This window comes from Saccharothrix isguenensis (assembly GCF_052936305.1).
This window is the reverse complement of sequence record NZ_CP193626.1, coordinates 2,832,643-2,858,862: the sequence shown is the minus strand read 5'-3', so window position 1 is coordinate 2,858,862 and position 26,220 is coordinate 2,832,643. Positions and strand designations below refer to the sequence as shown.

At 70.7% G+C, this 26,220-nt stretch carries 27 protein-coding genes; 14 read left to right on the top strand and 13 right to left on the bottom strand.

The genetic code is table 11. The annotated features are described in order from the left end of the window. Positions 1 to 29 precede the first annotated feature (29 nt). From ACRAKI_RS13505 to ACRAKI_RS13490, 4 genes are all read right to left on the bottom strand, one after another. Positions 30 to 1,493: a family 43 glycosylhydrolase gene (locus tag ACRAKI_RS13505; RefSeq protein WP_447007414.1), complete on the bottom strand. Its 1,464-nt coding sequence runs from the start codon at positions 1,491 to 1,493 to the stop codon at positions 30 to 32. 407 nt (positions 1,494 to 1,900) lie between these two features. After that, positions 1,901 to 2,236 (bottom strand): YdeI/OmpD-associated family protein, encoded by a 336-nt coding sequence (locus ACRAKI_RS13500; protein ID WP_447007413.1) that lies wholly within the window; start codon positions 2,234 to 2,236, stop codon positions 1,901 to 1,903. Positions 2,237 to 2,442: 206 nt separating this feature from the next. After that, positions 2,443 to 2,730, bottom strand: coding sequence for a hypothetical protein (locus ACRAKI_RS13495; RefSeq protein WP_447007412.1), 288 nt, complete (start codon positions 2,728 to 2,730; stop codon positions 2,443 to 2,445). Positions 2,731 to 2,791: 61 nt separating this feature from the next. Continuing rightward, positions 2,792 to 3,358: a CGNR zinc finger domain-containing protein gene (locus ACRAKI_RS13490; RefSeq protein ID WP_447007411.1), complete on the bottom strand. Its 567-nt coding sequence runs from the start codon at positions 3,356 to 3,358 to the stop codon at positions 2,792 to 2,794. A gap of 130 nt (positions 3,359 to 3,488) precedes the next feature. On the opposite strand from ACRAKI_RS13490, the gene ACRAKI_RS13485 reads away from it, so the two are divergent. The 6 genes from ACRAKI_RS13485 (at position 3,489) to ACRAKI_RS13460 (ending at position 9,521) form a co-directional block, all read left to right on the top strand. Then, complete coding sequence (locus ACRAKI_RS13485) at positions 3,489 to 4,349, top strand: alpha/beta fold hydrolase (protein WP_447007410.1); 861 nt, start codon at positions 3,489 to 3,491, stop codon at positions 4,347 to 4,349. 318 nt (positions 4,350 to 4,667) lie between these two features. Continuing rightward, a complete protein-coding gene (locus ACRAKI_RS13480) occupies positions 4,668 to 5,588 on the top strand; it encodes an arabinan endo-1,5-alpha-L-arabinosidase (protein ID WP_447008411.1) in 921 nt (306 codons plus the stop codon). Positions 5,589 to 5,802: 214 nt separating this feature from the next. Beyond that, entirely contained in the window at positions 5,803 to 7,089 is a 1,287-nt protein-coding gene (locus tag ACRAKI_RS13475) for an ABC transporter substrate-binding protein (protein ID WP_447007409.1), read from the top strand. After that, the gene (locus ACRAKI_RS13470) at positions 7,086 to 8,057 is read left to right on the top strand and encodes a carbohydrate ABC transporter permease (RefSeq protein WP_447007408.1); all 972 of its coding nucleotides are present in this window, start codon (positions 7,086 to 7,088) and stop codon (positions 8,055 to 8,057) included. Before ACRAKI_RS13475 ends, ACRAKI_RS13470 begins: the two co-directional genes overlap by 4 nt. Further along, on the top strand, positions 8,054 to 8,950 hold the full coding sequence (locus ACRAKI_RS13465) for a carbohydrate ABC transporter permease (RefSeq protein WP_447007407.1): 897 nt from the start codon (positions 8,054 to 8,056) through the stop codon (positions 8,948 to 8,950). The genes ACRAKI_RS13470 and ACRAKI_RS13465 overlap by 4 nt, the downstream gene beginning before the upstream one ends. A 4-nt stretch (positions 8,951 to 8,954) precedes the next feature. Beyond that, positions 8,955 to 9,521: a hypothetical protein gene (locus tag ACRAKI_RS13460; RefSeq protein ID WP_447007406.1), complete on the top strand. Its 567-nt coding sequence runs from the start codon at positions 8,955 to 8,957 to the stop codon at positions 9,519 to 9,521. Positions 9,522 to 9,562: 41 nt separating this feature from the next. Here the strand turns inward: ACRAKI_RS13460 and argG are convergent, their stop codons facing one another. From argG to ACRAKI_RS13445, 3 genes are read right to left on the bottom strand one after another with little or no spacing between them, the layout of a single operon-like run. Next, positions 9,563 to 11,008 carry an argininosuccinate synthase gene (argG, locus tag ACRAKI_RS13455; protein WP_447007405.1) on the bottom strand — a complete coding sequence of 482 codons (1,446 nt, stop codon included), beginning with the start codon at positions 11,006 to 11,008 and terminating at the stop codon, positions 9,563 to 9,565. Between the two features lie 49 nt (positions 11,009 to 11,057). Next, entirely contained in the window at positions 11,058 to 12,173 is a 1,116-nt protein-coding gene (locus ACRAKI_RS13450) for a hypothetical protein (protein ID WP_447007404.1), read from the bottom strand. Positions 12,174 to 12,176: 3 nt separating this feature from the next. After that, positions 12,177 to 13,166: a LacI family DNA-binding transcriptional regulator gene (locus tag ACRAKI_RS13445; protein ID WP_447007403.1), complete on the bottom strand. Its 990-nt coding sequence runs from the start codon at positions 13,164 to 13,166 to the stop codon at positions 12,177 to 12,179. 77 nt (positions 13,167 to 13,243) lie between these two features. Here ACRAKI_RS13445 and ACRAKI_RS13440 point away from each other — a divergent pair, with 77 nt between their 5' ends. From ACRAKI_RS13440 to ACRAKI_RS13430, 3 genes are all read left to right on the top strand, one after another. Further along, positions 13,244 to 14,422: an MFS transporter gene (locus ACRAKI_RS13440; RefSeq protein WP_447007402.1), complete on the top strand. Its 1,179-nt coding sequence runs from the start codon at positions 13,244 to 13,246 to the stop codon at positions 14,420 to 14,422. A gap of 194 nt (positions 14,423 to 14,616) precedes the next feature. Next, complete coding sequence (locus tag ACRAKI_RS13435; protein ID WP_447007401.1) at positions 14,617 to 15,198, top strand: TetR/AcrR family transcriptional regulator; 582 nt, start codon at positions 14,617 to 14,619, stop codon at positions 15,196 to 15,198. 24 nt (positions 15,199 to 15,222) lie between these two features. Then, positions 15,223 to 16,098: an SDR family NAD(P)-dependent oxidoreductase gene (locus ACRAKI_RS13430; RefSeq protein WP_447007400.1), complete on the top strand. Its 876-nt coding sequence runs from the start codon at positions 15,223 to 15,225 to the stop codon at positions 16,096 to 16,098. Positions 16,099 to 16,109: 11 nt separating this feature from the next. Here the strand turns inward: ACRAKI_RS13430 and ACRAKI_RS13425 are convergent, their stop codons facing one another. Beyond that, the gene (locus tag ACRAKI_RS13425; RefSeq protein WP_447007399.1) at positions 16,110 to 19,205 is read right to left on the bottom strand and encodes a BTAD domain-containing putative transcriptional regulator; all 3,096 of its coding nucleotides are present in this window, start codon (positions 19,203 to 19,205) and stop codon (positions 16,110 to 16,112) included. A gap of 198 nt (positions 19,206 to 19,403) precedes the next feature. On the opposite strand from ACRAKI_RS13425, the gene ACRAKI_RS13420 reads away from it, so the two are divergent. Beyond that, positions 19,404 to 20,279 (top strand): alpha/beta fold hydrolase, encoded by an 876-nt coding sequence (locus tag ACRAKI_RS13420; protein WP_447007398.1) that lies wholly within the window; start codon positions 19,404 to 19,406, stop codon positions 20,277 to 20,279. Positions 20,280 to 20,347: 68 nt separating this feature from the next. Here ACRAKI_RS13420 and ACRAKI_RS13415 read toward each other — a convergent pair whose 3' ends face one another. The 3 genes from ACRAKI_RS13415 to ACRAKI_RS13405 are packed head-to-tail and all read right to left on the bottom strand — an operon-like array spanning position 20,348 to position 22,495. Continuing rightward, positions 20,348 to 21,388 (bottom strand): TerC/Alx family metal homeostasis membrane protein, encoded by a 1,041-nt coding sequence (locus ACRAKI_RS13415; RefSeq protein WP_447007397.1) that lies wholly within the window; start codon positions 21,386 to 21,388, stop codon positions 20,348 to 20,350. Between the two features lie 4 nt (positions 21,389 to 21,392). After that, positions 21,393 to 21,572 (bottom strand): hypothetical protein, encoded by a 180-nt coding sequence (locus ACRAKI_RS13410; RefSeq protein WP_447007396.1) that lies wholly within the window; start codon positions 21,570 to 21,572, stop codon positions 21,393 to 21,395. Beyond that, positions 21,569 to 22,495 (bottom strand): universal stress protein, encoded by a 927-nt coding sequence (locus ACRAKI_RS13405; protein ID WP_447007395.1) that lies wholly within the window; start codon positions 22,493 to 22,495, stop codon positions 21,569 to 21,571. Before ACRAKI_RS13405 ends, ACRAKI_RS13410 begins: the two co-directional genes overlap by 4 nt. 236 nt (positions 22,496 to 22,731) lie before the next feature. Here ACRAKI_RS13405 and ACRAKI_RS13400 point away from each other — a divergent pair, with 236 nt between their 5' ends. The 3 genes from ACRAKI_RS13400 to ACRAKI_RS13390 are packed head-to-tail and all read left to right on the top strand — an operon-like array spanning position 22,732 to position 24,381. After that, positions 22,732 to 23,013 carry an STAS domain-containing protein gene (locus tag ACRAKI_RS13400; protein WP_447007394.1) on the top strand — a complete coding sequence of 94 codons (282 nt, stop codon included), beginning with the start codon at positions 22,732 to 22,734 and terminating at the stop codon, positions 23,011 to 23,013. A gap of 28 nt (positions 23,014 to 23,041) precedes the next feature. Continuing rightward, the gene (locus ACRAKI_RS13395) at positions 23,042 to 23,737 is read left to right on the top strand and encodes a YwaF family protein (RefSeq protein ID WP_447007393.1); all 696 of its coding nucleotides are present in this window, start codon (positions 23,042 to 23,044) and stop codon (positions 23,735 to 23,737) included. Next, positions 23,734 to 24,381 (top strand): endonuclease, encoded by a 648-nt coding sequence (locus ACRAKI_RS13390; protein WP_447007392.1) that lies wholly within the window; start codon positions 23,734 to 23,736, stop codon positions 24,379 to 24,381. The genes ACRAKI_RS13395 and ACRAKI_RS13390 overlap by 4 nt, the downstream gene beginning before the upstream one ends. Positions 24,382 to 24,453: 72 nt before the next feature. On the opposite strand, the gene ACRAKI_RS13385 is transcribed toward ACRAKI_RS13390, so the two are convergent. Together ACRAKI_RS13385 and ACRAKI_RS13380 are read right to left on the bottom strand one after the other, a co-directional pair. Further along, complete coding sequence (locus ACRAKI_RS13385; protein ID WP_447007391.1) at positions 24,454 to 25,152, bottom strand: hypothetical protein; 699 nt, start codon at positions 25,150 to 25,152, stop codon at positions 24,454 to 24,456. Beyond that, positions 25,152 to 25,592: a MarR family winged helix-turn-helix transcriptional regulator gene (locus ACRAKI_RS13380; RefSeq protein WP_447007390.1), complete on the bottom strand. Its 441-nt coding sequence runs from the start codon at positions 25,590 to 25,592 to the stop codon at positions 25,152 to 25,154. Before ACRAKI_RS13380 ends, ACRAKI_RS13385 begins: the two co-directional genes overlap by 1 nt. Positions 25,593 to 25,675: 83 nt before the next feature. On the opposite strand from ACRAKI_RS13380, the gene ACRAKI_RS13375 reads away from it, so the two are divergent. Beyond that, complete coding sequence (locus tag ACRAKI_RS13375) at positions 25,676 to 26,212, top strand: GNAT family N-acetyltransferase (RefSeq protein WP_447007389.1); 537 nt, start codon at positions 25,676 to 25,678, stop codon at positions 26,210 to 26,212. Positions 26,213 to 26,220: the final 8 nt, after the last annotated feature.

Here is a 26,220-nt window from a genome sequence, read left to right as displayed (position 1 = left end):
CCTCCCGGTGGCGCCTCGTGAAGCGGACGTCATTCCAGGACGAACGTGGCGTCGGCGCGGGCCACGGTGTCCGACGCCGTGGTCAGGTTGACGTTCGTGCCGTTGTGGCGCAGGTACTGGCCGGGGAAGTTCTGCGACTCGAACGACACCCCGGAGCTGGACGCGAGCCCCGACCGGCGGAAGAAGCTGGCGTCCGCGCGGAACGTGGCCGAGCCGTCGTTGCGCTCCACCCAGAACTCGTAGTTGCGGTGCCGCAGGTAGTAACCCGGGAAGTTGGTCGACTCCAACGACACCGTGCCGGAACCGTTCAGCCCCGGCACGACCCGGAACTGCGAGTCGGCCAGCGGGTTGACGTTCGCCTCGACCCGGGCCCGGTACTCCCAGTGCCGGACGAACCGGTCCGGGAAGTTGTGCGACTTGAGCCGGACCGGTGTGACGCCGTCCGCGACCGGGATGCCGAAGTTCGGCGTGCCGTCGGCGTTCCAGTAGACCTTCTGCACGCGGGTGCGGCGGTTCGGGTCGCGCAGCGGGTCGCCGCTGATGTCGCGGTAGTTGCGGTCGTGGTAGACGAGGATGTCGCTCTGCCCGTCCTCGGACACGGTGAACGAGTTGTGGCCCGGCCCGTACTGCCCCGTGGCGGCGTTGCTCTCGAACACCGGGTTGGGGCTCTTGGTCCACGACGACGCGTTGAGCAGGTCCGCCGACGCGGAGGCGGTCAGCATGCCGAGGCAGTAGTTCGCGTCGGTGGCGCTGGCCGAGTAGGTCATGAAGACCCGACCGTTGCGCTGGATCACCGTCGGCCCCTCGGCCACCTTGACGCCGCCGCGCGTCTCCCAAGCCAGCGTCGGCACGGTCAGCCGGGTCGTCGGCCCGGTGATGGTCCACGGGTTGGCGCCCATCCGGGCGAGGTAGACGTTGGAGTTGGTGGCGATGCCCGGTTCGGCCTGTGCCCACGTCAGGTACCGCACGCCGTTGACCACGAAGGTGGACATGTCCAGGGAGAAGGTGTCCCACGGGACGTTCACGCGGCCACGCTCGGTCCAGGTGCCGGTGAGCGGGTTGGCGCTGCTGTTCTCCAGCACGTAGGGCCGGATGCGCCACACGTCGTCGGTGCGGCCGGCGGCGAAGTAGATGTACCACTTGCCGTTGATGAAGTGGATCTCCGGCGCCCAGATGTGCGCGCCCATCTCACCGCTGGTGTGCCGCCGCCAGATCACCGACTCCGGCGCGCTCGTCAGGCCCTGGATGGTGGTGGCACGCCGCAGCACGAGCCGGTCGTACTCCGGGACGGTCGCGGTGAAGTAGTAGTAGCCGTCGGTGTGCTTGAAGATGTGCGGGTCGGCCCGCTGGTTGGCCAGCGGGTTCGTGTACTGCACCGCGGGGGACGCGTGTGCGGCGGGTGTCACCACCACCAGACCGGTGAGAGCGGTGGCGACGGCCATCGCCACCACGACCAGCTTGCGGGCGAGCCACCGGGGAACAGCACTGTTCATCGGTTCCACTCCATCGTGGGTCGGGTCAAAACCTCTGTTAACGCTAACAGCGTGGCTTGCCTCACCTCAATACCCCGTTACCAGACAGTTGCGGCTCAGATGGTGCAGACATCCGCTCATTGGTCCTGTATGGCACGGGCTTTCGGCACTCGCACCAGATCAGGGCTTCCGACCGTGGTCACGCCCGTCCTCTGAAGCGGTTCACGACGATCCGATCGGGTCCGCCGGTTGCCCTGTTAGCGATAACAAGATTATCGGCCCAGGTACTTGCCACCCACGAAAAGCGTGCGCTACCTTCGCCGGAACCACTCCCCCGTCGCACCGACGGCGACCGACTTGCCAGGTGGGTGGACGCGACTCTCCCCCGTCCGCCCACCCGGCGTCCAACTCGGTCCTCTGTGGACGGCTCAGGGGCGGAAGGCGGCCAGCCCCGGCTCCCGCATCCGCCCCGCGGCGATCAGCGCTTCGACCTTGCCGACGTTGATCCGCGACCACGAGCTGGTCGGCCGGCGCGGCGAGTACCGCTGCAGGTAGCAGTCCGCGTCCAGCGCCTTGCGCTGACTGTCGACCCAGCCGTGGCAGAGCGCGACGTCGAGCGCTTCGGAGATCGTGACCGACGTCAGGTCCGACCCCTTCTTGGCGATCCTGATCCAGACGTCGGCCGCGCGGTCGTGGTGGCCGGCCAGCCAGGACTCCCACTCGGCGGCGTCCGCGAAGTCGACGCCCTCGTCAAGCGCATCCATCCGATCCTCCCGGGTCCGGTAACGACAGGACTCCATCGTGCGGAGGCAAAGTGCTCACCGAGTGAGCACTTTGTCACTCGGTGTCCGACCTGGGTCGGACCAGCGGGGAGGCGAAGCGGGTTCACGACGTCGACATTCCGGGCTTCGGGTGACGACGAGCGTGGCGGACGGCTCTGCCGCCCGCCACGCTCGTCACCCAGGTCGGGTCAGGCGCCGGATTCGCGCCGCTCCACCACGGTGTCTGGCGCGGACTCCTGGATCTCGGTGCGCACGTCGGAGTCGCGCAACACCTCGCGCGCCTGTGCCTCCGGGTCGGCGCTGCCCGCGCCGAGTTCCTCCGGGAGCAGGGTCGCCCGCGTCCGCGCCCGGCGGTCGACGTCGTTGCGCTCGTCGAACACCCGCGGCCGGTCGAGGTCGTGCGCACGCCTGACCCGTGCCTCCTCGTCCGCCGACAGTTCCGTCGTGCCGAGGTCGAGCGGTTCCTGGTCCGTCATGTGCTTCCAATACCCACCGGGCGGCGATTCGACGCCACGCGGCGCGCGTCCAGGGGTCGGATCAGGGGTGGGCGCGGGCGCGGCTGTGGTGGCGACGGGCCTTGAGCCGGTTGCCGCAGCCGGTCATCGAGCACCACAGGCGGCGACCGGTGCGCGAGGTGTCCTGGAAGTGCAGCACGCAGTCCGGGTTCGCGCACTTCCTGAGCCGGTCCGGCGTCGCCGACCGCAACCTGACGTAGTCGTGCAGGCAGGCCCACGCCGCACGCCACCGCGGATCGGCCACGTCGTCGTGCTCGACCCGACCCCGCTCGTCCACCGTCAACCGCACCCTGCCGTGGTCGAGCAGGGAGTTCAGGGCGGCGGTATCGGCCGGGTCCGCGATCACCGCCGCGAGCGCATCGCGTGCCTCGCGAAGCTCTCGACGGGGAACGGGCTGCGCCGAGTCGAGCTCCCGGTCCGCCATCCACGCCTCGGCCAGGTCCTCGTGGTCCAGCAGGTCGTACGCCACACCGCCCAGGACCCAGCGCGTGTTCAGCAGGTCGATACCCAGGGGCTGGTCCACGAGCGGACGGGCGGGCCAGGACCTGGCCAGGAGGGCGGCGGTCAACGCGTCGTCGGCTCCCAGCACGGCGATCACCCTCCTGCCTAACCGTTGAGACTCACTTGACAGGTTAACACGCACGTGCCTAACCTGACCCGCGTTGCCTAACCGTTCAAAACAGGTTCAAAGGTTAGATCGTTCGAGTCAGGAGAAGTCGATGACCTCGTACCGCCACGCCGACGTCAACGGGCAGCGCGTGTTCTACCGGGAGGCGGGCCCCGCCGACGCCCCCGTCCTGGTGCTGCTGCACGGGTTCCCCACCAGCTCGCACATGTTCCGCGAGCTGATCCCGAAGCTGGCCGACCGCTACCGCGTGATCGCCCCCGACCACATCGGCTTCGGCCGCAGCTCGGCGCCGCCCGCGGACGAGTTCGACTACACCTTCGACGCGCTCACCGGCATCACGGTGGCCCTGCTCGACCAGCTCGGCATCCAGCAGCACGCGCTCTACATCCAGGACTACGGCGCACCCATCGGGCTCAAGATCGCGTCACGCCACCCGGACCGGGTCACCGCGATCATCACGCAGTCCGGCAACGCCTACACCGAGGGCTTCACGCCGTTCTGGGAACCGCTGTTCGCGTACGCCACGAACCCCGGCCCCGACACCGAGCCGGCCGTCCGCGCCCTGCTCACGCTCGACGCCACGCAGTGGCAGTACACCCACGGCGTGAAGGACGTGAGCCGGATCAGCCCCGACACCTGGGCGCACGACCAGGCCCTGCTCGACCGCCCCGGCAACGCCGAGGTCCAGCTCGCCCTGTTCCGGGACTACCGCCACAACCTCGACGCGTACCCGGCGTTCCAGCGGTACTTCCGCGACAGCCAGGTGCCGCTGCTGGCCGTCTGGGGACAGCACGACGAGATCTTCGGCCCGGACGGCGCGCGGGCGTTCCGGCGCGACCTGCCCGACGCCGAGATCCACCTCTTGGACGCCGGCCACTTCGCCTTGGAGGACAGCCTGGACACCATCGCCGGGTACATCCGGGGTTTCCTCGGGCGGGTCCTCAACCACTGATGGCAGCGTTAACAACACATTCGACCAGTAAGACGGGGCCGGGACGGGCAGGTTGGCGTGTTAGCGATAACAGCCAGCCTTGCCCGTCCCGGCCGGGCTGCGTTACGGTGCCCGGAAGCGCTCCCGGTCAAGGGCGACCCCCGGTAGAAGCACCGGAGGCGCGACACGATTCCTGCTCGCAAGGAGGCGACGCACGAGTCCGCTGCCGCCTCCGTCCACTTCGGACACCCCACGCCGCCGCACCCGCTCCCCCGAGACATCGAGGAAACCGTGGCTGCACTGAGGAAACGCGCCCTGACCCTGATCGCCGCGCTCGCCATGACCGCCGTGTCCGTCACGGTCGTGCCGCAGGCGTCCGCCTACCCGGGCCCCGGCCTGGTGACCGGCGACATCGGCGTGCACGACCCGACGGTCGTCAAACGCCCCAACGGCGGCTACCTGGTCGCGCACACCGGCGACAACGTCGCGCTCAAGACCTCCACCGACCGGACCGCGTTCCGCAACGCGGGCTCGGCGTTCCCGAACGGCGCACCCTGGACCACGACCTACACCGGTGGCAGCCGGAACCTGTGGGCACCGGACCTGTCCTACCGGAACGGTCAGTACTACCTCTACTACTCCGCCTCGACGTTCGGCTCGAACCGGTCGGCCATCTTCCTCGCCACCAGTTCGAGCGGAAACTCCGGCACGTGGACGAACCAGGGCCTGGTCGTCGAGTCGCGGACGTCGGACAACTTCAACGCCATCGACCCCGACCTGGTCGTGGACGACCAGGGCCGCTGGTGGCTGAGCTTCGGCTCGTTCTGGTCCGGCATCAAGATGGTCGCCCTCAACCCGTCGACGGGCAAGAGGTCCGACAGCACGATCCGGTCCATCGCCGGGCGCAACGGCGGCGCGATCGAGGCGCCGAACATCGTCAAGCGCGGCTCGTACTACTACCTGTTCGTCTCGTTCGACCGGTGCTGCCAGGGCGCGTCCAGCACGTACCGGGTGATGGTCGGCCGCTCCACCAGCGTCACCGGGCCGTACCACGACCGCAACGGCGCCGCCATGACGTCCGGCGGCGGCACGGAGATCCTGGCCGGCCAGGGCAGCATTCACGGCCCCGGCCACCAGGACGTGTTCAGCGACAGCGACAGCGACGTCATCGTCTACCACTACTACGCGAACAACGGCGCGTCACTGCTCGGCATCAACCTGCTCTCCTACGACTCGGCGGGCTGGCCCTACCTCCGATGACGACGACCCCGGTCCCCGCCCCGGACCACCGCGAACAGCGGTGGTCCGGCGGCGGCGGACCGCGGACGGCACGCCCGAACCCCCGTTCAGCCCCCATCCGGCTGCCAAAGTGGGCATTGACGTTGGCGCAATGTGCTCGTAGCCTCCCGGAAAGCGCTTTCCCCTTCGCATCGGGCGGCACGTTCCCCAGCGGTCATAACCGGAGGAATCACGAATGGGTTCACTGAAACGTTTCAAGCGCGTGGCGGCCACCCTGGTCGCGGCGCTGGCCGTCACCACTGCCGCGGCGTGCGGAGATGGCGGTAGTGGCAGCGGTGACGAGACGCAGGCCGGTCCCGCCACCCTGCGGTTCTCGTGGTGGGGGAACGCCGAGCGCGCGGAGCTGATGCAGAAGGCGATCGACCTGTTCCAGCAGAAGAACCCGGAAATCAAGGTCACGCCGAGCTTCCAGGAGTTCGAGGCGTACTGGCAGAAGATGGCCACCGAGACCGCCGGCGGCAACGCGCCGGACGTGCTCCAGATGGACTTCGCCTACATCCGGGAGTACTCGGACCGCAAGGCCCTGTACGACCTGAAGAAGCAGGAAGGCAAGAACCTCGACCTCGGGGACCTGCTGCCGGGCCTCAAGGGCGCGGGCGAGATCGACGGCAAGCTGTACGGCGTGCCGGTCGGCGGCAACACCTGGGGCTACATCTACAACCCGGCGCTGTTCGCGCAGGCGGGTGTGGCGGAGCCCGAGGAAGGGTGGACCTGGGACGACTACCGCAAGGCCATGGCCACGATCGCGGAGAAGACCGGCGTGCACGGCGGCGGCAACTACGTCGGCAGCTACTACAACCTGGAGCTCCAGCTGCGCCAGGAAGGCGGCCTGCTCTACACGGAGGACGGCAAGCTCGGCTTCGACAAGGCCCGGCTGGCCAAGTTCTTCACCGAGGGCAAGCAGCTGGTCGACGCGAAGTCGGCGCTGCCGGTCGAGAAGGGCGTGCAGATCAAGCCCGGGCACCCGCTCGAGATGGACCTGGTCGCCGGCGACCTCTCCTGGGACAACTTCATGGCCCGGTACGACAAGGGCGCCAAGGCGGACTTGAAGCTCGGTCCGGTGCCGAGCGACCACCCGGACGAGCAGGGCCAGTACCTGAAGCCGTCCATGCTGCTCAGCGTGTCGCAGAAGACCGAGCACCCGGCGGCGGCGGCCAAGCTGGTCTCGTTCATGGTGAACGACCCGGAGGTCGGCAAGATCTTCGGTGCGAACCGGGGCCTGCCGCCGACGAACGCCCAGCGCGCCGCGGCGCAGCTCGAAGGCCCGCTCGCCGCGGTGGCGGCGTACGAGGAAGGCCTGAAGGACAAGTTCGGCAAGACGCCGCCCGCGCCGCCGAAGGGCGCCGGCACGCTTGAACAGGCGTTCATCCGGATCGCCGAAGAACTCCAGTACGGCCGCATCCCGGTGGATGAAGCCGTCAACCAGTTCTTCACCGAGGCTGAGGAAACCCTCGGGTCGTGAGCAAGGCGACGATGACGGCGGAACTCGACGCGGAGGTCCGCACGACGGGGTCGACGGGTCCGCGCAAGCGGGCCCGTCTGCCCGGCGACGGCATGGCGGGCTACCTGTTCCTCTCCCCCTGGCTCATCGGGATCCTCCTGCTGACCCTCGGGCCGATGGTGACCTCGCTGTACCTGTCGTTCACCGACTACGACCTGTTCAACAGCCCGACGTGGATCGGTCTGGAGAACTACGAGAAGATGTTCTCCGATCCGCGCTGGCTCAGGTCGGTGCAGGTGACGGCGCTGTACGTGGCGCTCGCGGTGCCGATCAAACTGGCCGCCGCGCTCGCCGTGGCGATGCTGCTCAACAGCAAGCGGCGCGGGCAGGGCTTCTACCGGGCGGCGTTCTACGGCCCGTCGCTGATCGGCGGCAGCGTCAGCGTCGCGATCGTGTGGAAGATGATGTTCAGCGACGACTCGGTGGTCGACAAGCTGCTGCTCGGGGTCGGTATCGACACCGGCGGCTGGGCGGGCAACCCCGACTACTCGGTGATGATGCTGGTGCTGCTGGCCGTGTGGCAGCTCGGCGCGCCGATGGTGATCTTCCTGGCGGGGCTCAAGCAGGTTCCGCGCGAGCTGTACGAGGCGGCCGAGGTCGACGGCGCGGGCCGGTGGCGGCGGTTCCGGTCGATCACCCTGCCGATGATCTCGTCGGTGGTGTTCTTCAACCTGCTGCTGGAGACGATCAACTCGTTCCAGGTGTTCACGTCGGCGTACATCGTCGGTGGGCCGAACGGGCAGCCGGCCGGGAGCACGCTGTTCTACACGATCTACCTGTTCGACCGTGGCTTCGGCGACTACCGCATGGGCTACGCGTCGGCGATGGCGTGGATGCTGCTGCTCGGCGTCGGCCTGGTCACCGTGTTCCTGTTCCGGACCGCGCGCGGGTGGGTCTTCTACTCCGGGGACTCGGGGGACAAGCGATGACGCAACGAGTGGCTGCTCCCGGCAAGGCCGGCGGGACCGGCAAGACGAGTGCGGGCGGGACCGGCAAGGCGCGCAGCGTGGCGTGGCACGTCGGCGTCCTGCTGCTGCTCGCGGTGGTGCTGTACCCGATCGTGTGGGTCCTGGCGGCGACGTTCAAGCCGTCCGAGGACATCGTCGGCAGCCTGCAACTGCTGCCGAGCGAGGTGACGACGGCGAACTACGACCGCTTGTTCGACGACGTCATGGGCGTCGGCATCGGCCAGTTCTTCTGGAACTCGGCCGTGCTGGCGGTGCTGTCCGTCGTGGGCACGGTCGCGTCGTCGGCCTTGGCCGCCTACGCGTTCGGCCGGCTGCGGTTCCGCGGGCGGACGCTGATGTTCGGCATCATGATCAGCACGCTGCTGCTGCCGTTCCACGTGTTGATCATCCCGCAGTACATCGTGTTCCAGAACCTCGACCTGGTCGACACCTACGTGCCGCTGCTGGCGGGCAAGTTCCTGGCGTCGGAGGCGTTCTTCATCTTCCTGATCGTGCAGTTCATCCGGAACCTGCCGCGTGAGCTGGACGAGTCGGCGAAGATCGACGGCGCGAACCACTGGCGGGTGTTCTGGGACATCATCCTGCCGCTGTGCCGCCCGGCGCTCATCACCACGGCGATCTTCACGTTCATCTGGAGCTGGAACGACTTCTTCGGGCCGCTGATCTACCTCAGCACGCCGGACAAGTACCCGCTGCCGCTGGCGTTGCAGCTGTTCATCGACGAGACGAGCGGCTCGGACTTCGGCGCGTTGATGGCGATGTCGATGCTGGCGCTGGTGCCGGTGATCCTGTTCTTCCTGTTCTTCCAGCGCTTCCTGGTGGAGGGCGTGTCGACGTCCGGGTTGAAGGGGTGACGGGGTGAAGCGGTTCGCCTTGTTCGGGGAATGCCTGACCGCGGGGCTGCTGGTGCTGCTCGTGGCGCTGCCGGTGGTGACGCTGCTGCCGGCGCTGGCCGCCGGGTGCGCGCACATCAAGGCGCACGTCGACGGCGAGACCACGGCGGTCCGGGCGTTCTTCGAACGGGTGCGGGCCGCGCTCCCCGGCAGCTGGCCCGTGTCGATCGGGGTGCTCGTCGGGTTCGCGGTGCTGGCGGTCGACGTGGTGTTCCTGCGGTCCCGGGTCGCCGGCGGCGGGTTCGTGGCCGTCGTGTGCGTGGTGGCGGGGATCGGGCTCGCGGTGGTCGTGCTGCGCGCGGCGGCGGCCTGGTCGCCGGGCGTGCGGTGGGCGGACCTGGTGCGGGAGGCGCCGCGTCGTGCGGTCGCGGACCTGGGCGGGTCGCTGCTGCTGGTGATGTCCTTCGGCGTGCTGCTGATCGTGACCTGGCAGCTGCCTCCCCTGCTGCTGCCGATGGTCGGGTGCGTGCTGATGGCGTCCGTCGCGGTGGATCGCCGCCGCGCCGGGCGCCAGCCTGAAGAAGCCCGCTGACCTGGCGTTCGCACCAGGTCGGCGGGCTCCTTCGCGGTGGGTCAGTCGTTGCCGGACTCCAGGGCGACGTGGTCGAGCAGTTCGTCGTCCGCGACCTCACCGCGCGAGGCGATGACCTCGGCGCCGCCCTCGGGCATCGCGCCGATCAGCTCGGTCGAGGTGACCTGCGCGGCGCTGATCAGCGCCGACTGGCGGGTGCCGACCATGCCGAACCCGGCGTAGAGCTCCAGCTTGGCGCGGGAGTCGGCGATGTCGAGGTTGCGCATGGTCAGCTGGCCGATGCGGTCGACCGGGCCGAACGCCGAGTCCTCGGTCCGCTCCATCGACAGCTTGTCCGGGTGGTAGCTGAACGCGGGCCCCGTGGTGTCCATGACGGAGTAGTCGTCACCGCGACGCAGGCGCAGCGTCACCTCGCCGGTCACCGCCGTGCCGACCCAGCGCTGGAGCGACTCGCGGATCATCAGCGCCTGCGGGTCCAGCCAGCGGCCCTCGTACAGCAGCCGGCCCAGCTTGCGCCCGTCGTTGTGGTAGGCGGCCAGCGTGTCCTCGTTGTGGATGGCGTTGACCAGGCGCTCGTAGGCGGCGTGCAGCAGCGCCATGCCCGGCGCCTCGTAGACGCCCCGGCTCTTGGCCTCGATGATCCGGTTCTCGATCTGGTCGGACATCCCCATGCCGTGCCGGCCGCCGATGGCGTTCGCCTCCAGCACCAGGTCGACGGAGGAGCCGAACTCCTTGCCGTTGATCGTCACCGGACGGCCCTGCTCGAAGCCGATCGAGACGTCCTCGGCGGAGATCTCGACCTCGGGGTCCCAGAACCGCACGCCCATGATCGGTTCGACCAGCTCGATGCCCACGTCGAGGCTCTCCAGCGCCTTGGCCTCGTGCGTCGCGCCCCAGATGTTGGCGTCGGTGGAGTACGCCTTCTCGGTGCTGGCCCGGTACGGCAGGTCGCGGGCGACCAGCCACTCGGACATCTCGGTGCGGCCACCGAGCTCGTTCACGAAGTCGGCGTCCAGCCACGGCTTGTAGATCCGCAGGGAGGGGTTCGCCAGCAGGCCGTAGCGGTAGAACCGCTCGATGTCGTTGCCCTTGTAGGTGGAGCCGTCGCCCCAGATCTGCACGTCGTCTTCGAGCATGGCCCGGACCAGCATGGTGCCGGTCACGGCCCGCCCGAGCGGGGTGGTGTTGAAGTATGCACGGCTGCCCGACCGGATGTGGAACGCGCCGCAGGCCAGCGCCGCGAGCCCTTCCTCGACCAGCGCCGCCCGGCAGTCGACCAGCCGGGCGATCTCCGCGCCGTAGACGTGGGCGCGCTCGGGGACGGAGGCGATGTCGGGTTCGTCGTACTGGCCGATGTCTGCCGTGTACGTGCACGGCACCGCGCCCTTCTCACGCATCCACGCGACCGCCACCGAGGTGTCGAGTCCACCGGAGAAGGCAATGCCGACGCGCTCGCCGGCGGGCAGGGAAGTGAGCACCTTGGACACGGCGCTGATTATGCACGGTTATGAATGACCATACAAACGCGGGGGATGCTCACCGGTAGGCCGGGTACACGTCCTGGGTCGGCGGCAGGTGCGGCCACCGGTCTTGAAGTCGGTAGCGGTCTGCCGGAACCAGCCGCGTAGACCAGGCAGGGAGCCGGACGCGGCCGAGGCGTCCAGGGCCGTCCCGAGGGTGTCGAGCAGCTGCCCCGGCGGGAGAAACCCAGCGGGTGCGGGTCAGCTCGGGCAGCCGCACGAGCCTCGTCACCGTCCACGCGGCCGTCGCCGCGGCCATGCCCGAGCCGTAGGCCACATCGTCGAGCAAGGCCGCGCACACTTCCTCGCGGTAGGCGGATTCGACCTGGTCACCGGCCTCGGGAGGGATCAGAGACCAGCACGGGGCACCGTGGAACGGCAGGCGCAACTGGGCCGCGTCGATGAGGGCATGCCGGAATTGAGCACCCTCGAAATCGAGCAACCGGGCGAGGTCGCCGTCGAGGCGGCAGTTCTGCGGGGCCAGGTCACCGTTGGTCAACACCAGGAGGTCACCCGGCTCGGCCATCCACTCGACCACCTCGGCGACGTCGTCCACGGCGGACGCAGTCGGCGCGGGCAGACCGCACTCCGCGACCACGGCGCACAGGGTGGCCCAACGCCGGTCCAGCGGCACGGTCGCCAGGCTCACCCGGTCCCGCAGCGGGTCCACGTCCGGGAGGCACGCGTAGAACTGCTCCTGCCGCCCGCGCGTCGCTGCCTGCATCCGCCCGACCGCACGGGCCGGCGCGACGAACGCGCGGGTGGCCGCCCCCGGGTCACCGCCGACGAGCACGACCTCCAGCGCGCCGCCGCTGCCCAGGTCCTCCAGCACCACCAGTCCGTCCTCGTGCGCCAGCAGACGCGGTCCCGCGTCGGACCCGACCTCCTCCAGGAACACCAGCCCCGCCGACTCGCGGCTGGTCGCGTGGCCTGCCCGCAAGTGGTCGTCCGGACGCCCGGTCTTCACGACGACCGAGCCGACTCCGTCGACCGCGCACCTCAGCACCCACGGGTAGCCGCCGTGGCGGGCGGACCACCCCTCCGTCACGGGAGCCGTGGACCGGACGGCCACCGGCCGACCCAACCGGTCACCGAGGAGTTCGCCCACCCGTTCGTGGACGCCCGGCAGCACGGGTCACGCGCTTTCGCGGAGGACCAGCGTGGAGGGGTAGCGGGTGAGCGGACCGGTGTTGCGGCGGTCCAGCACGGCCGTGGCGGCTCCGGCGGCGATCTCCTCGACCGGGTGGGTGGTCGTGGTCAGGCGGCCCAGGGCGGCGAACTCGATGTCGTCGAAGCCCGCGACCGCGACGTCGCCCGGCACGTCCACGCCCGCGCGGCGGAGTGCGGCCAGGGCTCCCAGGGCGGCCAGGTCGCCCAGCGCGAAGACCGCGTCGGTGTCCGGCCAGCGGGCCATGATCTCGGCTGCGGCGGCTTCTCCCCGTGCGGCGGTGAAGTCGCCCCGGACCAGTCGGGGTGGCGCACCTGCCGCGTCGACCGCCCGGCGGTAGGCGGTGACGGCACGTTCGGTGCAGGGCAGCCACGGCGGGCCGGTGACCATGGCGATTCCGCGCCGGCCGCCGACGAGGAGGTGTTCGACCACGTTGGCGGTGCCGGCGGCGTTGTCCACGTCGAAGGACGGGACGGCGCGCGAGCCGATGCCGATGGCGGCGATCCGGCCGCGAACCGACCGGCCGCGAACGGAAACGGGCACGGCGTCGAGCGCCGGTCCGGTGGGGTTGATCAGCACGACGCCGCCGATGCCCTGGTTCTCCACCAGCCGCCCGAGGTAGGCCGGGTCGTGCAGCGGCAGCCAGTGCAGGGACACGCCGACCTCGCGGGCGGCGGCCACTTCGGCGGTCGCGGTGAGCACGCGTCCGACGTACGGGTCGTTCAGCACGTGCGCGGTCTCGCCGCCGACGACGACCGCGACACGCGTGCCGCTGCGGGTGGCCAGGGCCCGTGCGGCGGCGTGCGGGACGTAGCCCAGTTCGGTGGCCGCCGAGGCGACCCGCCGACGTGCCGCGTCCGAGGCCGGCCCACGACCGCTCAGCACCCGCGAGGCCGTCGCCGACGACACTCCCGCGACGCGGGCCACGTCCGCCAACGTCGACTGCTTCCCGACCACGGCCCCGAGTCTGCCGGCCCTTGTGGTGGAAGCGCTTGCACGGGTGGGGTCGACGCACCGCGAGAAGAGGAGCGCGCATGACCGAGGTGACGTCCGGTCCCGACGTCCGGGTGACCGCGATCGGTGTGGCGGTGACGTTCGGGCTCAACGGTGTGGCCGTGGCGTCGTGGTTCGCCCGCGTCCCCGCCGCCCGGGACGCGTTGGCGCTCGGCGCGGGCGCGCTCGGGCTGTTGCTGCTCGCCATGTCGGCCGGCGCCACGCTGGCGATGCTCACGGCGGGCGAGGTGACGCACCGGCTCGGCGCGCGGCGGACGGTGTTCGCGTCCACGGTGGGGGTCTCGCTCGGGCTGGTGGTCGCCGGTGTCGGGATCGGCGTCCGGCCTTCTGCGGTCGCGGCGGCGGTCGGGTTGTTCGTCCTCGGCTACGGGTCGGGCACCTGCAACGTGGCGATGAACGTGGAGGCGGCGGCGGTCGAGCGGGTCATGGGTCGGACGGTGATGCCCCGGTTCCACGCGACCTGGAGCCTCGGCACGGTGGCCGCCGCCGGGCTGACCGCGTTGGCAGCATGGGCGGGGCTGCCGGTGACGGTGCACTTGGTGGGCGTCGCGGCGGTGGTGCTGGGCGGCACGCTGGTAGCGGCGCGTTCGTTCCGGTACGGCGGCAACGCGGTCGGTAGGAAGAGCGGTGTGTCGGCGGCGTGGCGCGAGCCCCGGACGTTGTTGATCGGCTTGCTGGTTCTGGTGCTGGCGTTCACCGAGGGCACCGCGAACGACTGGGTCGCGGTGGCGTTCGTGGACGGCTACTCGTTCGGGCCGGCGGCGGGCGCGGTCGTGTTCGGCGTGTTCGTGGCCACGATGACGTTCGGTCGCCTGGCGGGCACGGTCGCGCTCGATCGCTGGGGACGGGTGCCGGTGCTGACCACGACCATGCTGCTGGCGATCTGCGGTGTGGTGATGGCGGTATTCGGCGGGTCGCCGGTGGTGGCGGTGGCCGGGGTGGCGCTGTGGGGTCTCGGCACGTCGCTGGGGTTCCCGGTGGGGATGAGCGCAGCCGCCGACGAGGAAGGTCGCGCGGCCGCGCGGGTGAGCGTGGTGGCGGTCATCGGCTACACGGCGTTCCTGGCCGGACCGCCGGTGGTCGGGTTGCTCGGCGACCAGGTGGGTGTCCTGCGGGCGCTGCTGATCGTCCCGCTACTGCTGGTGCCGGCGCTCGCCCTCGCCCCCCGTTGTCACGTCGTGCCACGACACTCGCACTGAATGTGATCGCCTGACGACCGGTCGCGAGCATCCCCAATTCCCGACCACGCCGGTGACCAGGCCGAAATCGTGAAGCAACAGAACGGTTGCCATTAACGTTCGACCATTCGCGAGTACGGGACCTAATGACGCGAACGACGGTTAGAGCAAGCTGGAAGTAGAGGACTCCACACACAATCCCTTAGTTTCAGCCCATGCCAACAATCAGCGAGGACACGCAGCTCGACCGGCAGAAAATCATCCAGGCGGCCGTCACCTGTTTTATCGCGCAGGGCGTCCCGGTGGCCTCCATGGAGGACATCGTCACGGAATCCGGCCTACCGGGCGATGTGGTGCACAGCCACTTCGCCGGCAAGAACGACATCCTCCGGGCGCTCGGCGCCATGAACAAGGCCGCGGCGTCCGGTGTGCTCAGGGAGATCCTCCGGGAGACCACGCTCCCGCCCGCCGACGAGGTGGTGAACCGGGTCGCCGTCTTCTTCGAGACGAGCGTGCGGAACGGGGACCCGGTCGGCATCGCGCCCCAGGCCTGGGGCGTCGCGATCTACGACGCCGAGGTCAACGCCATCATGCGAGAGGTGTTCACCGAACTCCGCGAAGTGTGGGTCGAACTGGCCACGCGCATGGCCGCGGAGGGCCGACTCCCGGACGGCGCGGACCCCGAGGACGTGGGCCGGACGTTCTTCTCCATCGTCCTCGGCTTCATGTTGCAGAGCCTGTTGGGCGACGTGAAGGCCGACCACCTGCGCCGCGCCCTGCGCGCCTTGCTCCGCTGAATTCCACCACAGGGGGGAACACCGATGACCGCTTCACGTGCAGTACTGCTCACGGGCGCCTCGTCCGCGACCGGGCTCTCGTCCGGCACCGGGCGGGCCACGGCCCTGCGCCTGCACCGGGCAGGCTGGCCGGTGTACGCGACCGGCCGGAATTGCGACGCGCTGAGCGACCTGGCCGACGAGGGCATCAAGGTGCTACCGCTCGACATGACCGACGAGAAGTCGATGATTTCCGTCGTCGAGCAGATCACCGAAGAGTGCGGCGCGGTCGGCGTGCTCATCAACAACGCGGCCTACACGCTTATCGGCACGATCGAGGAAACGCCGATCGAAGCGGTGCGGCAGCAATTCGAGACGAATTTCTTCGGATTGTCGCGCCTGACCCAGCTCGTACTGCCCGGAATGCGCGCGCAGGAGTCCGGCCGAATTGTCATCATGTCGTCGGTCTTCGGCCTGTTCGGCACCTCGGGGCGGGGCTACTACCAGGCGACCAAGCACGGGTTGGAGGCGCTCGGGGACTCCCTGCGCCACGAGGTCTCCAAGTTCGGCATCCGCGTGGTGGTGGTCGAACCCTCGCCGATCCTGGGCGGCTTCATCCCGACGACGGTCGGGGAGCTGAACATGCCGCTGCACGAGCGGACGGGCGTCTACGACGAGTTCTGGGAGAACTTCGTCAAGTGGCACGGCTCGTACCGGGAAACCGACTCCCCCAAGGGAACGGGGAAGCTGGGCGTGCGGGCGGACACGGTGGCGAAGGTGATCGAACGGGCGGTGACCTGCGGCAACCCGCGCATCCGGTACCGGATCGGGTTGCCGGCGCAGATGCTGCCGCACATGCGGTGGCTGATCGGCGACCGGCTCTTCGACAAGTTCGTGCGCTCCTTCTTCCCGACCCCGTGACGCACTGGGCGTCATCGACCCTGCCCCGTGGACCGTCGTGCGACTCGTGTGGCCGCGGTGATCGCCTCAGCCTGACGGTGGTGCTCTGCGGCTTCGGCGTGCCGTCCTAGCGCGGTGGCCAGGTTGCCGAGGTGGTGGGCGGTGGGGCCGAGGGTGAGCAGGCCGCTCCCGGCCCCGGCCAGTTCGCCGGCGGCCGGGAGCAGCCTGGTGTAGAGGCGTTCCATCGTGGGTCGGTCGTCGGCTTCGACGGCGATCATGGCGTGCAGGCAGGTCCTGGCTTCGAACAGCAGGTCGTGCGGGGAGTCCGGGACGTCGGCGGTGAGGGCTTCGTCCCGCTTCCCCTGTGCCAGCAGGATCAGCGGGCGCGCCCACGGCTCGTAAGGACCCCAGCCGGTGTCCTGGACCTCGCCCACGCCGAACAACGCCAGTGGCAGGATCCCCTGCTCCAGACCGGACATCCCGGTGCCGGTGAGCCTCGTCGCGGCGGCGCGGTACGCGGTTCGGGCTTCGGGCTGCCGGCCGGTCGCGGCCAGGCGGAGTGCGGCGTACCAGGCGGTGAACACGCCTACCAGCGGCAGGTCGTGGCGTTCGGCCACCCGGTCGGCGGCGGTGGCGTGGTGGTCGGCGGACGGGAAGTCGGCCAGTGCGGCATGGGACTGGATGAGGATCAGGTGTGCCAGCACCTCGAACGTCACCAGGTCGTGGCGGCGGGCCAGGGAGAGCAGTTCTTCGCCGATCCGGGCCCGGTCGGGCGCCAGACCGGCTCGGTGGAAGGTCTGGAGGAAGCGGCCGTTGAGCGCCAACGCGAGCAACGACGGGTCGTCCAGGTCGCGGGCTGCCGCCTCCGCTTCCCGGGCCGCCGCCAGTCCGCGCTGCCCGGCGTCGGCACGTCGTTCCATGGCGATGGTGATCAGGAGCCGGACGCGTTCGTCTTCGTGTCCGGGTGGCAGGACGGCGAGCGTGCGTTCGGCGGCCGTGACGAGGTCGGCGGACAGGTCCTCGTCGTCGTTGGTCGTCCAGATCGCGGGCACGTCGAACGAGCCGATCGTGCGGGCCGCCGACACCGGGTCTGCGCCTGCCTGGGCGACGGCCTCCGCGCGGTACCGGCGTGCCTGCCCCAGGTCACCGGTCACGGCCAGCGCCCGCACCAAGCCCATCAGCGCTGCCAGGCGGCCCTCCCCCGGGCCCGAGCGCTCCAGCGTCTCCCGCCACAGCGCCGCGGCTTGGTGCGGTGCGAATCGGCGTTCCGCACGTTCGGCCGCCGCACGGGTGTAGTGCGCGGTGCGTGCGGCGGTGGCGCGGTTCCCGGCTCGCAGGAGGTGGTGGGCGATGGCCTCCACGTCGTCCGGTCGGGTCTGCTCGATGACGTCGGCGGTCGCGGCGTGCCACCTGGCGCGGCGGGCGCGCGGGACGTCCTCGTACAGCGTTTCCCGCACGAGTGCGTGGGCGAAGCCGAGCCGGTCGGCGGTGTGCTCGACCAGGAAACCCGCGAGGAGACCGGACTCGACGGAGTCCAGCACCGCGTCCTCGTCGCCGATGAGCGGGATCAAGACGTCCAGGTCGACGTCCTGGCCCAGCACCGACGCTTGGCGCAGGTGGGTCCGGGCCGTGCCGGTGAGCTTGGCCAGGCGGTGGCGGATCACGTCGCGGACGCCGGCGGGGACGGTGCGGAGGGCTTCGTCGCCCTCGCTCTGCCAGAGGCGGGTGAGTTCGCGGACGAAGAACGGGTTGCCGGCGCTGCGGGCGTGGACCGCGCGTGCGTCGGCCGCCGTCATGCCGTGGTCGGTGATGGCGTCGACCAGTTCCCGGACTTGGGGTTCGGTCAGGCCGCCGAGGTGGATCCGGGTCGGTTCGGTGCGGGCGGCCCGGCCCAGGGCTTCGGCGAGCCCGGCGGAGAGGTCGGTCGAGCGGTACGTGCCGACGATCAGCACGGGTCCGGTGTCGGCCTCGGCCAGCGCGGTGAACAGGGCGAGGGTTTCCTCGTCGGCCCAGTGCAGGTCGTCGAAGACCAGCAGGACCGGGTTGTTCGCGGCGATCGTGGCCAGGTGGGCGGCGATCGCCCGGTGCCGGTGGAACCTCGCGGCGACGGGGTCGGCGTGATCCGGCTCCGCGAGGGTCTCGCTCATCTGCGTCCACGGCCAGGCGGCGGGTGCGGGGAGTTCCGGGCACGTGCCCCAGGCGGTGGTCCAGCCGGCGGCGGCCAGGCGTTCGGTCAGGGTCCGGGCCAACGCGGTCTTGCCCGCGCCGGCGGTTCCCGAGATCAGGGCCAGGCGCGCCGTCCGCTCCAAGGCGGCCAGCTCTTCGGTGCGCCCGACGAACGGGTGTTCGAGGGGTGGCGGTGGGGGTTGGACCGCGAGGTGCGGTGCTTGGGCGAGGACGTCCGCCTCCAGCTGCCGCAAGGCTTCGCCCGGGTCCACGCCCAGTTCAGTCCGCAGCACCTCTCGGGCCTGGCGGAGGGTCGCCAACGCGTCGCCCTGCCGGCCCGTCCGGTACAGCGCGAGCGCGAGCAGCCGTCGACCGTCCTCGCGCAGCGGGTGCCCCGCCACGTGGGCGCGCAGGTCCGGCACCGTCTCGGCTGCCTTCCCGAGCGCCAACGCCGCCTCGGCCCGCCGTTCCACGGCCAGCAGCCGCACTTCGTCCAACCGGGCGGCCTCACCGCGTGCCCAGTCGTGGTCGGCGAACTCGGCGTAGGCGGGTCCGCGCCAGAGGGCCAGTGCCCCGTCCAGCAGCGCGTGGGCTTCTCCGGGGCGGCCATCGGCGAGCAACCGGGCCGACTCCGCCACCTCGGCCTCGAACCGCCACGCGTCCACCTCCTCCGCCCGCAACGCGTACCCGGGCGGAACGGTGACCAGCAGTCGGGCGGGTGTACGGGGTGGACGGTCCGGTTCCAGGGCCTTCCGCAGGGCGCCGACGAACGTCTGCACGGCGCCGAGCGCCCCGTCCGGAGCTGCGTCCCAGAGGTCGTCGATCAGCCGGGTGACCGGCACGACCCGTCCCCTGGCTACCAGCAGCCGTGCCAGCACGGCGCGGTGCCGCAGGCCCTTGAGGTCGACCGACCCGCGCCCGTCCTCGGCCTCCAGCGGTCCCAACACGCCGAAATTCACCATCGCCGACAACGTATCCGACCTGCCCTCCGACTTGCCCCTCCGTCCGACCGTCCGACCGTCCGACCGTCCGACCGTCCGGCCGTTCGGGCGTTCAGGCGTTCAGGCGTTCAGGCGTTCGGGCACCGCTGATCCGTCGCTGATCAGGCGCTGATCGGGACACCGCAGAGTGGTCCGCAGACCTCACACAGGGAGCGGAGAATGACCCCGAAGATCACCTTGTTCACCCGGCAGCGCGTGCCCGTCGCCGACGGTGTGTCGCTGAACGTCGCCGTGGGCGGCTCGGGCCGCCCGATCGTCCTGCTCCACGGCTTCCCGCAGACCCACCTGATGTGGCGGCACGTCGCCGCCGACCTGGCCGCCGACCACACCGTCATCTGCCCTGACCTGCGCGGTTACGGTGACAGCGACAAGCCTGCCGACGACGGTCAGACCTACTCGAAGCGGACCATGGCCGCCGACGTGGTCGCGCTCGCCCGTGCTCTCGGGCACGACCGGTTCGCGTTGGCCGGTCACGACCGGGGCGCGCTGGTCGCGTTCCGCGCAGGCCTCGACCACCCGGACGTGGTCACCCACCTGGCGTCGTTGGACGTCCTGCCGACCCTCGACATGTGGGATGTCATGCACGGCACCACGGCCGCGGTCGGCTTCCACCTGTACCTCATGGCCCAGCCGCCCGGTCTGCCCGAGGCCATGATCGCGGCCTCGGCGGACGCGTTCTTCGGCCACTTCCTCGACCGTTGGGCGAACGACCCGGCCTCGATCCCGGCCGACGTCCGTGCCGCGTACCTGAAGGCGTCCCGCGAGGCCGTCCCGTCGATCGTCGCGGACTACCGGGCCTCGGCCACCGCGGACGTCGAGCACGACCGGGCCGACCAGTCGACCGGAAACCGGCTGCGGATGCCGGTCGCCGTCCTGCAGCAGGACTGGGGCGCGGCGCTCGGGTTCGACGCCGCCGCCCGGTGGCGTGCCTGGGCGCCCGACCTGGAGCACCGGACCGTGTCGTGCGGGCACTTCATGGCCGAAGAAGCGCCCGCCGACGTCGTGAAAGCGCTGCGCGACCTCCTCGCCCGGTAGTGCGCGCGCGTTGAACTCGGGTGTCCCGCACGTAGGACTCACGCATTCCGGACGTAGGACTCACGGGGTCAGGTGGAGTCCTGGGGCGGTGATTCCGAGCGGTCGCCCGACCCCGTCCTGGTGCTCTTGGGGTGCGCTCGCAGAGAACCGGGGTGCGCCTTCGCCGTCGGGTCGTGCCGGGTCTTGATCAGGCTCGCCACGGTCACGATCAGCAGCACCACGACGATCACGATCAGGCTGACGACCGTCGGCACCTCGGGCACGCGCGGGTCGATGTCGACGTGCGCCCAGTGGAGGATCAGCTTGACCCCGATGAACGCCAGGATCAGCGACAACCCGGTCGACAGGTACACCAGCCGGTCCAGCAGCCCCTTCACCAGGAAGAACAACGCCCGCAACCCGAGCAGCGCGAACGCGTTGGCCACGAACACGATGTAGGGCTCCTGGGTGATGCCGAACACCGCCGGGATGGAGTCCAGCGCGAACAACAGGTCGATGCTGCCGATCGCCAGCAGCACCACGAACAGCGGTGTCGCCATGAACCTGCCGTCGATGCGGGTGAACAGCTTCCCGCGCACGTAGTCGTCGGCGATCGGCAGCACCCGGCGGGCGGTCTTGACCACCACGTTGTCCTCGACGTCCGGGTGCTCGTCGCGGTGCCGGAACAGCTGCACGGCCGTGTAGACCAGCAGCAGCCCGAACAGCAGGAACACGAACGAGAACAACGACAACAACGTCGCGCCGATCGCGATGAACACCGCGCGCAGGACCAGCGCCATCACGATGCCGAACGTGAGCACCTTGTGCTGGTGCTCCTCGGGCACCGCGAACGTGGCCATGATGATCACGAACACGAACAGGTTGTCGACCGAGAGGCTCTTCTCCACCAGGTAGCCGACGAAGTACTCGGTGCCCAGCTGCCCGCCGTACTCCAGCGTGAACCACACGCCGAACAGGAGCGCGACGACGACGTAGAACACCGACCAGGCCGTCGCCTCACCGATCCCGACCCGGTGCGGGCGCAGGACGGCCTGCACCATGTCGACCGCGAGGAGCAGGAGGACCAGGCCGATCGTGAGGGCCCAGGTGAGTCCGCTGATGGTCAGCACGGCGTCAGCGGGCGGGCGTCGGGGGCACCGGCCGGGGCATCGGCTCGGGTGGCACCGGGTCGGGTCCGGAAGGCTGGGGCCGACGCGGCACCGGGTCGGACGGGGTCAGCGGGTCCGGCGCGTCCGGCTCGTGGGCCCACGGGTGCGCGCCCGACGAGTGCGTGCGTTCGGTCAGGGTGTTCACGACGTCCCTCCTGATGTCACCTGGTCGCGGTGCACCACCGCCACCGAGCACGGTGCGTGGTAGAGCACCGCATGGCTGACCGAGCCGAGCAGCGCGCGTCGCACCGCACCACGGCCGTGGCTGCCCACGACGAGCAGTGCCGCGGTCCGGGCGTTCTCCAGCAGCGCGTGCGCGGGACCGTCGAACGCCACCTCCCGGGTCACCCGCACCTCCGGGAACCGCTCCCGGTGGGGCGCCAGGCTCCGGTCGATCAGCGCCTCCGCCTGCTCCTGCACCTCCTGCCGGTTGGCGTCCTGCTCGCGCAGCGGCGCCAGCGTCTCCAGCGGCAGGTCGGCCCACGCGTGCACGGCGAGCAGGTCCCCGCCACGGCGGGAGGCGTACTCGAACGCGAAGGCGACCGCCCGGTCGCTGGTGTCCGAGCCGTCGACCCCGACGACCACCCGACCGTCCTCGGCGCCGTCACCGCGCACCACCACGATCGGGCCGGAGTGGGCGTGCACCAGGTCGGCGGTGGTCGAGCCGAGCAGCGCCCGGGACAGCCCCGAACGCCCCGACGACCCCATGGCGAGCAGTTCCGCGCCCTCGGAGACCCGGCTCAGCGCTTCGCCCGGGTAGCCGTCCACCAGCGCGGGGCGCACGTCCAGCCCGGGACAGAGCCGTTCACACTCGGCGACGACCTCGGCCAGTTCCTTCTCGGCGTACCCGCGCACGGCCTCGTCCGTCACCGCGTCGGGCAGCGGCACGGCCATCGGTGACATCGTCAGCTCCGGCATCGGCCCGCGCAGCACGTCCACGACCAGCAGGCGTCGCTGCCGGCTGACCGCCTCACGGGCCGCCCAGAACGCGGCCAGCCGGGACGGATCCGAACCGTCGAAGCCGACCACCACCGCGCCGCGCGCATCCACGTGCCCGGGGCTCGACATCCACCACCTCCACGTTCGCCGGGAACCGCAGTAGTACCCCGCCGGGCGCGGCGGGTAACCGGTCCCGGCCCGGACGTAACACGGGACACGACCGGCACGACGCCACCGTCACACCGCCGGGTCCGCGGAGGAGCGTTGCCCATGACCGTGCCGCCCACGTCCGGAGAGGACCTCGCCGTCGAGACGACCGAGGTGCGCGGCCTGTCCGTCACCCGGTCACCGGCGAGGTCGACGTGGTGGGCGTCGACCTGATCCGCGCCGAGCTGGACGCCCAGCTGGACCGACGTCCTCCGGGGCCGGCCGTGGACCTGTCCGGGGTGACGGTGCCGGGGTCGCTGGGCATCGCGGTCCTCGACACCCACCACCGCGCGGTGGCGGCGGGCGTGGCGTTCACGGTCGTGGCGGACCGCCGTTCGGTGGCCCGCCCGCTCCGGCTGACCGAGGTGGACCGGTTGCTCGGAGTAGTTCCGACGCTGGACGACGTGGTGACGACCGCCTGGGCCGACCCCACCGCGTAACCGGGCGGCACCGGGGTAACCCGGGCGTGTGGCGTCGTCAGCGATCGACCACGGGTTCACCGCGTACGGCACCTCGCACTGGATCGTGCTGGCGGTGTTCGCGGTAGGCGTCGCGGCCGTGGTGGCGGCGGGGCGGACGCGGCGGTCACGTCGGTTCTCGCGCTGGTTCGCGGCGGTCGTCCTGGTCCTCGAAGTGGCCATCCACGCGTACCTGATGCTGCCGCCGCGCTGGGACGTCCAGCACTCGCTGCCGCTGCAACTGTCCGACTTGGCCGGTCCGGTCGCCGCGTACGCGCTGTGGTCGCAGCGCCGGTGGGCGTTCTCGCTCACCTACTACTGGGGGCTGACGCTGAGCGTCCAGGCCCTGGTCACACCGGTGTTGCAGGTGGACTTCCCCGACCCCGGGTTCCTGCTGTTCTGGGCCACGCACCTGTTCGTCGTCTGGGCGGCCGTCTACCTGACGTGGGGGCTCGGCCTCCGGCCGGACTGGCGCGGCTACCGGCTGGCCGTGCTGATCACGGTGGTGTGGGCGGCGGCGGTGTTCGCGCTCAACCTGGTGCTCGGCTCCAACTACGGCTTCCTCAACCGGAAGCCGCCGACCGGGTCCGTGCTGGACCTCCTCGGCGACTGGCCGTGGTACCTCGTGCCCGAGAGCGCGGCCGTGCTGGTCGTGTGGGCGTTGATGACGTGGCCTTGGACGCGGCGGGGTAGCCGGGAGTCATGAGCGAGCACGACGACATCGCCCGACGCCTGCTGGACGAGGCCGGGCAGACGTACGCCGAGCAGGCCGGCATCCGGCTCGCGGACAAGCCGTCACCGCTGTACCGGCTGCTCGTCCTCAGCGTGCTGCTGTCCACTCGCATCCGTGCGGACATCGCGGTGGCGGCGGCGCGGGAGTTGGCCGACGCGGGCTGCACCACACCGCGCGGCACGCTGGAGACGACGTGGCAGCAACGCGTCGACGCGCTCGGTCGCGCCCACTACGTCCGCTATGACGAGAGCACCTCGACCGCTCTGGGCGACGGCGCCCGACTGCTCCTGGACGACTACCGGGGCGACCTGCGCCGACTCCGGGAGGAAGCGGGCGGTGACGTGTCGAAGCTCCGGGCGGGGTTGGAGAAGACGCCGCGCCTGGGACCGGTGGGGTCGGCCATCTTCTGCCGGGAGGCCCAGCGGGCGTGGCCGGAACTGCGACCGTTCCTGGACGACAAGGCCTTGACCGGAGCCCGCCGCATCGGCCTGCCCGACGACCCTCGCGCACTGGCCGGCCTGGTGCCGGACGGCGAACTGGGGGCGCTGGCGGCCGGTCTGGTCCGGGTGACGCTGGACAAGCGGCTCGCCGACACCGTCGGGAAGGACCGGAAGTGACGCTCCGACCGTGCTGTCCGCGGTCAGCGGCTGCTCGACGGCGTGCACCGACGAGCAGCCACTGCCCCTGGGCTACCGGCGCAACTCCTCGACGTTCGCCAGCGTCTCCGCGAGGCGCTCGCGTTCCTCGGCGGTCAACGGGATGGCGCCCAGCTCGGCCAGCACCTCCTCCGCGCGGGTCCGGTCCTCCTGGACGAACGCCAGTTCGGCTCGGTAGGCCAGGGCTTCGACCCGCTCCACCGCAGTGGCGTCCTCGGCCCGCGCGAGCGCGCCGTCGAGGATCTTGGCGGCCTGCGCCACGTCACCCCGGCCGTCGGACTGCACGACGGCGTTCTCCACCGCCTTGGCGAGTTTCCCCGACGCCGCAACGGGGGTGGCGGTGTCCGGGCCAGGCGCCGGGAAGATGCGGATCCAGTTGCCGCCCGGGTCGATCACGGTGAAGCCGGCCAGGCCGTCGACGTTCTTGCGGGGACGCGGCCTGGTCATCCGGGGGATCCCCGCCAGCGGGACCTTGCCGTACGCCGCGCGCAGCCCTTCGGCGAACGCGCTGTGCAGGACGCCCGTGTCCGGGACCAGCACGACGCAGCTGCCGTAGGAGTCGGCCGGGTCGAAGGCCGGAATGCCGCTGAAGTGCAGTTCGACGGCCTCGCGGCGCATGCCCAGGTACGGGTTGGGCTTGGTCTGCCGGTACGTGCGCTCGAAGCCCAACGCCGAGTAGAACGCCTCCACGTCGTCGATCGACGCGCAGGGCAGGAGCGGGATGACGGTCATCAGTCCTCCAACAGGTCGCCGACGTCGCGCAGCGTGCCGGTGACGGCGCGGAGTTCGGCGAGGGGGATGCGGGCGGCCACGTCGTTCGCCCAGTCCGCCTGGCGGCGTTCGACCTGGCGCAACGCCGACCGGCCGCGTGGGGTGAGCACCAGGAGCTTGGCGCGGAGGTCTTGCGGGTTGTCCTGGAACACGACCATGCCGTCACGGACCAGGCTGGTCGCCGTCTGACGCACGGCCTGCCGGGTCAGACCCATGGCCCTGGCCACCTGCGCGACCGTGCACGGGCCGTGGTCCACCACGCCCAGCACCTGCCAGCGGGCGCTGGTCAGGCCGGCGGGCTCGGCGAGCCGGTCACCGGCGGCGAGGAGCAGGCCGTTCACCCGGAACACCTCGACCAGCAGCGAGGAGAACTCGAGGCCGTGATCGGAAAGAGCGGTCACGGGGGCAATCTGGCAGATTGACAAGTACCTGTCAATCTGGCCGGTGTGAAACCCGGTGGACTCCGCGACGACGGGCAACGACCATGCGCACGGTGACAGCAGACGACGTGCGTTTCGTCGAGCTGGACGGCCGCGTCATGGCCGCCCTGCTCGACGGTGACCTGACCGCGGCCGAAGTCCCGTTGACCGACTACTTCCTCACCGACCGGGCGCGGTGGCTGTGGCGGTACCGGCTGGACCAGATGTCCGCCGACCCCGGCAACGCCCGGTGGACGGGGCGGCTCGCCATCGTGGACGACACCGTCGTGGACGGCGGCACGGCGGACAGCGGCGCGGTGGTCGGGCACGCCGGCTTCCACGGGCCGCCCGACGAGTCCGGCACGGTCGAGATCGGTTACGCCGTCGACCCCGCCTTCCGCCGTCGCGGCTACGCCAGGGCGGCGCTGGTCGAGTTGCTGCGCCGGGCCGCCGCCGAGCCGGACGTCCGGACCGTGCGAGCGACCATCGGCCCGGACAACACCGCGTCCCTCGCCACGATCGCGGGCTTCGGGTTCGTGGAGGTCGGCGAGCAGTGGGACGACGAGGACGGGCTGGAACTGATCTTCGAACGACCGGCCTGACCCCGGGC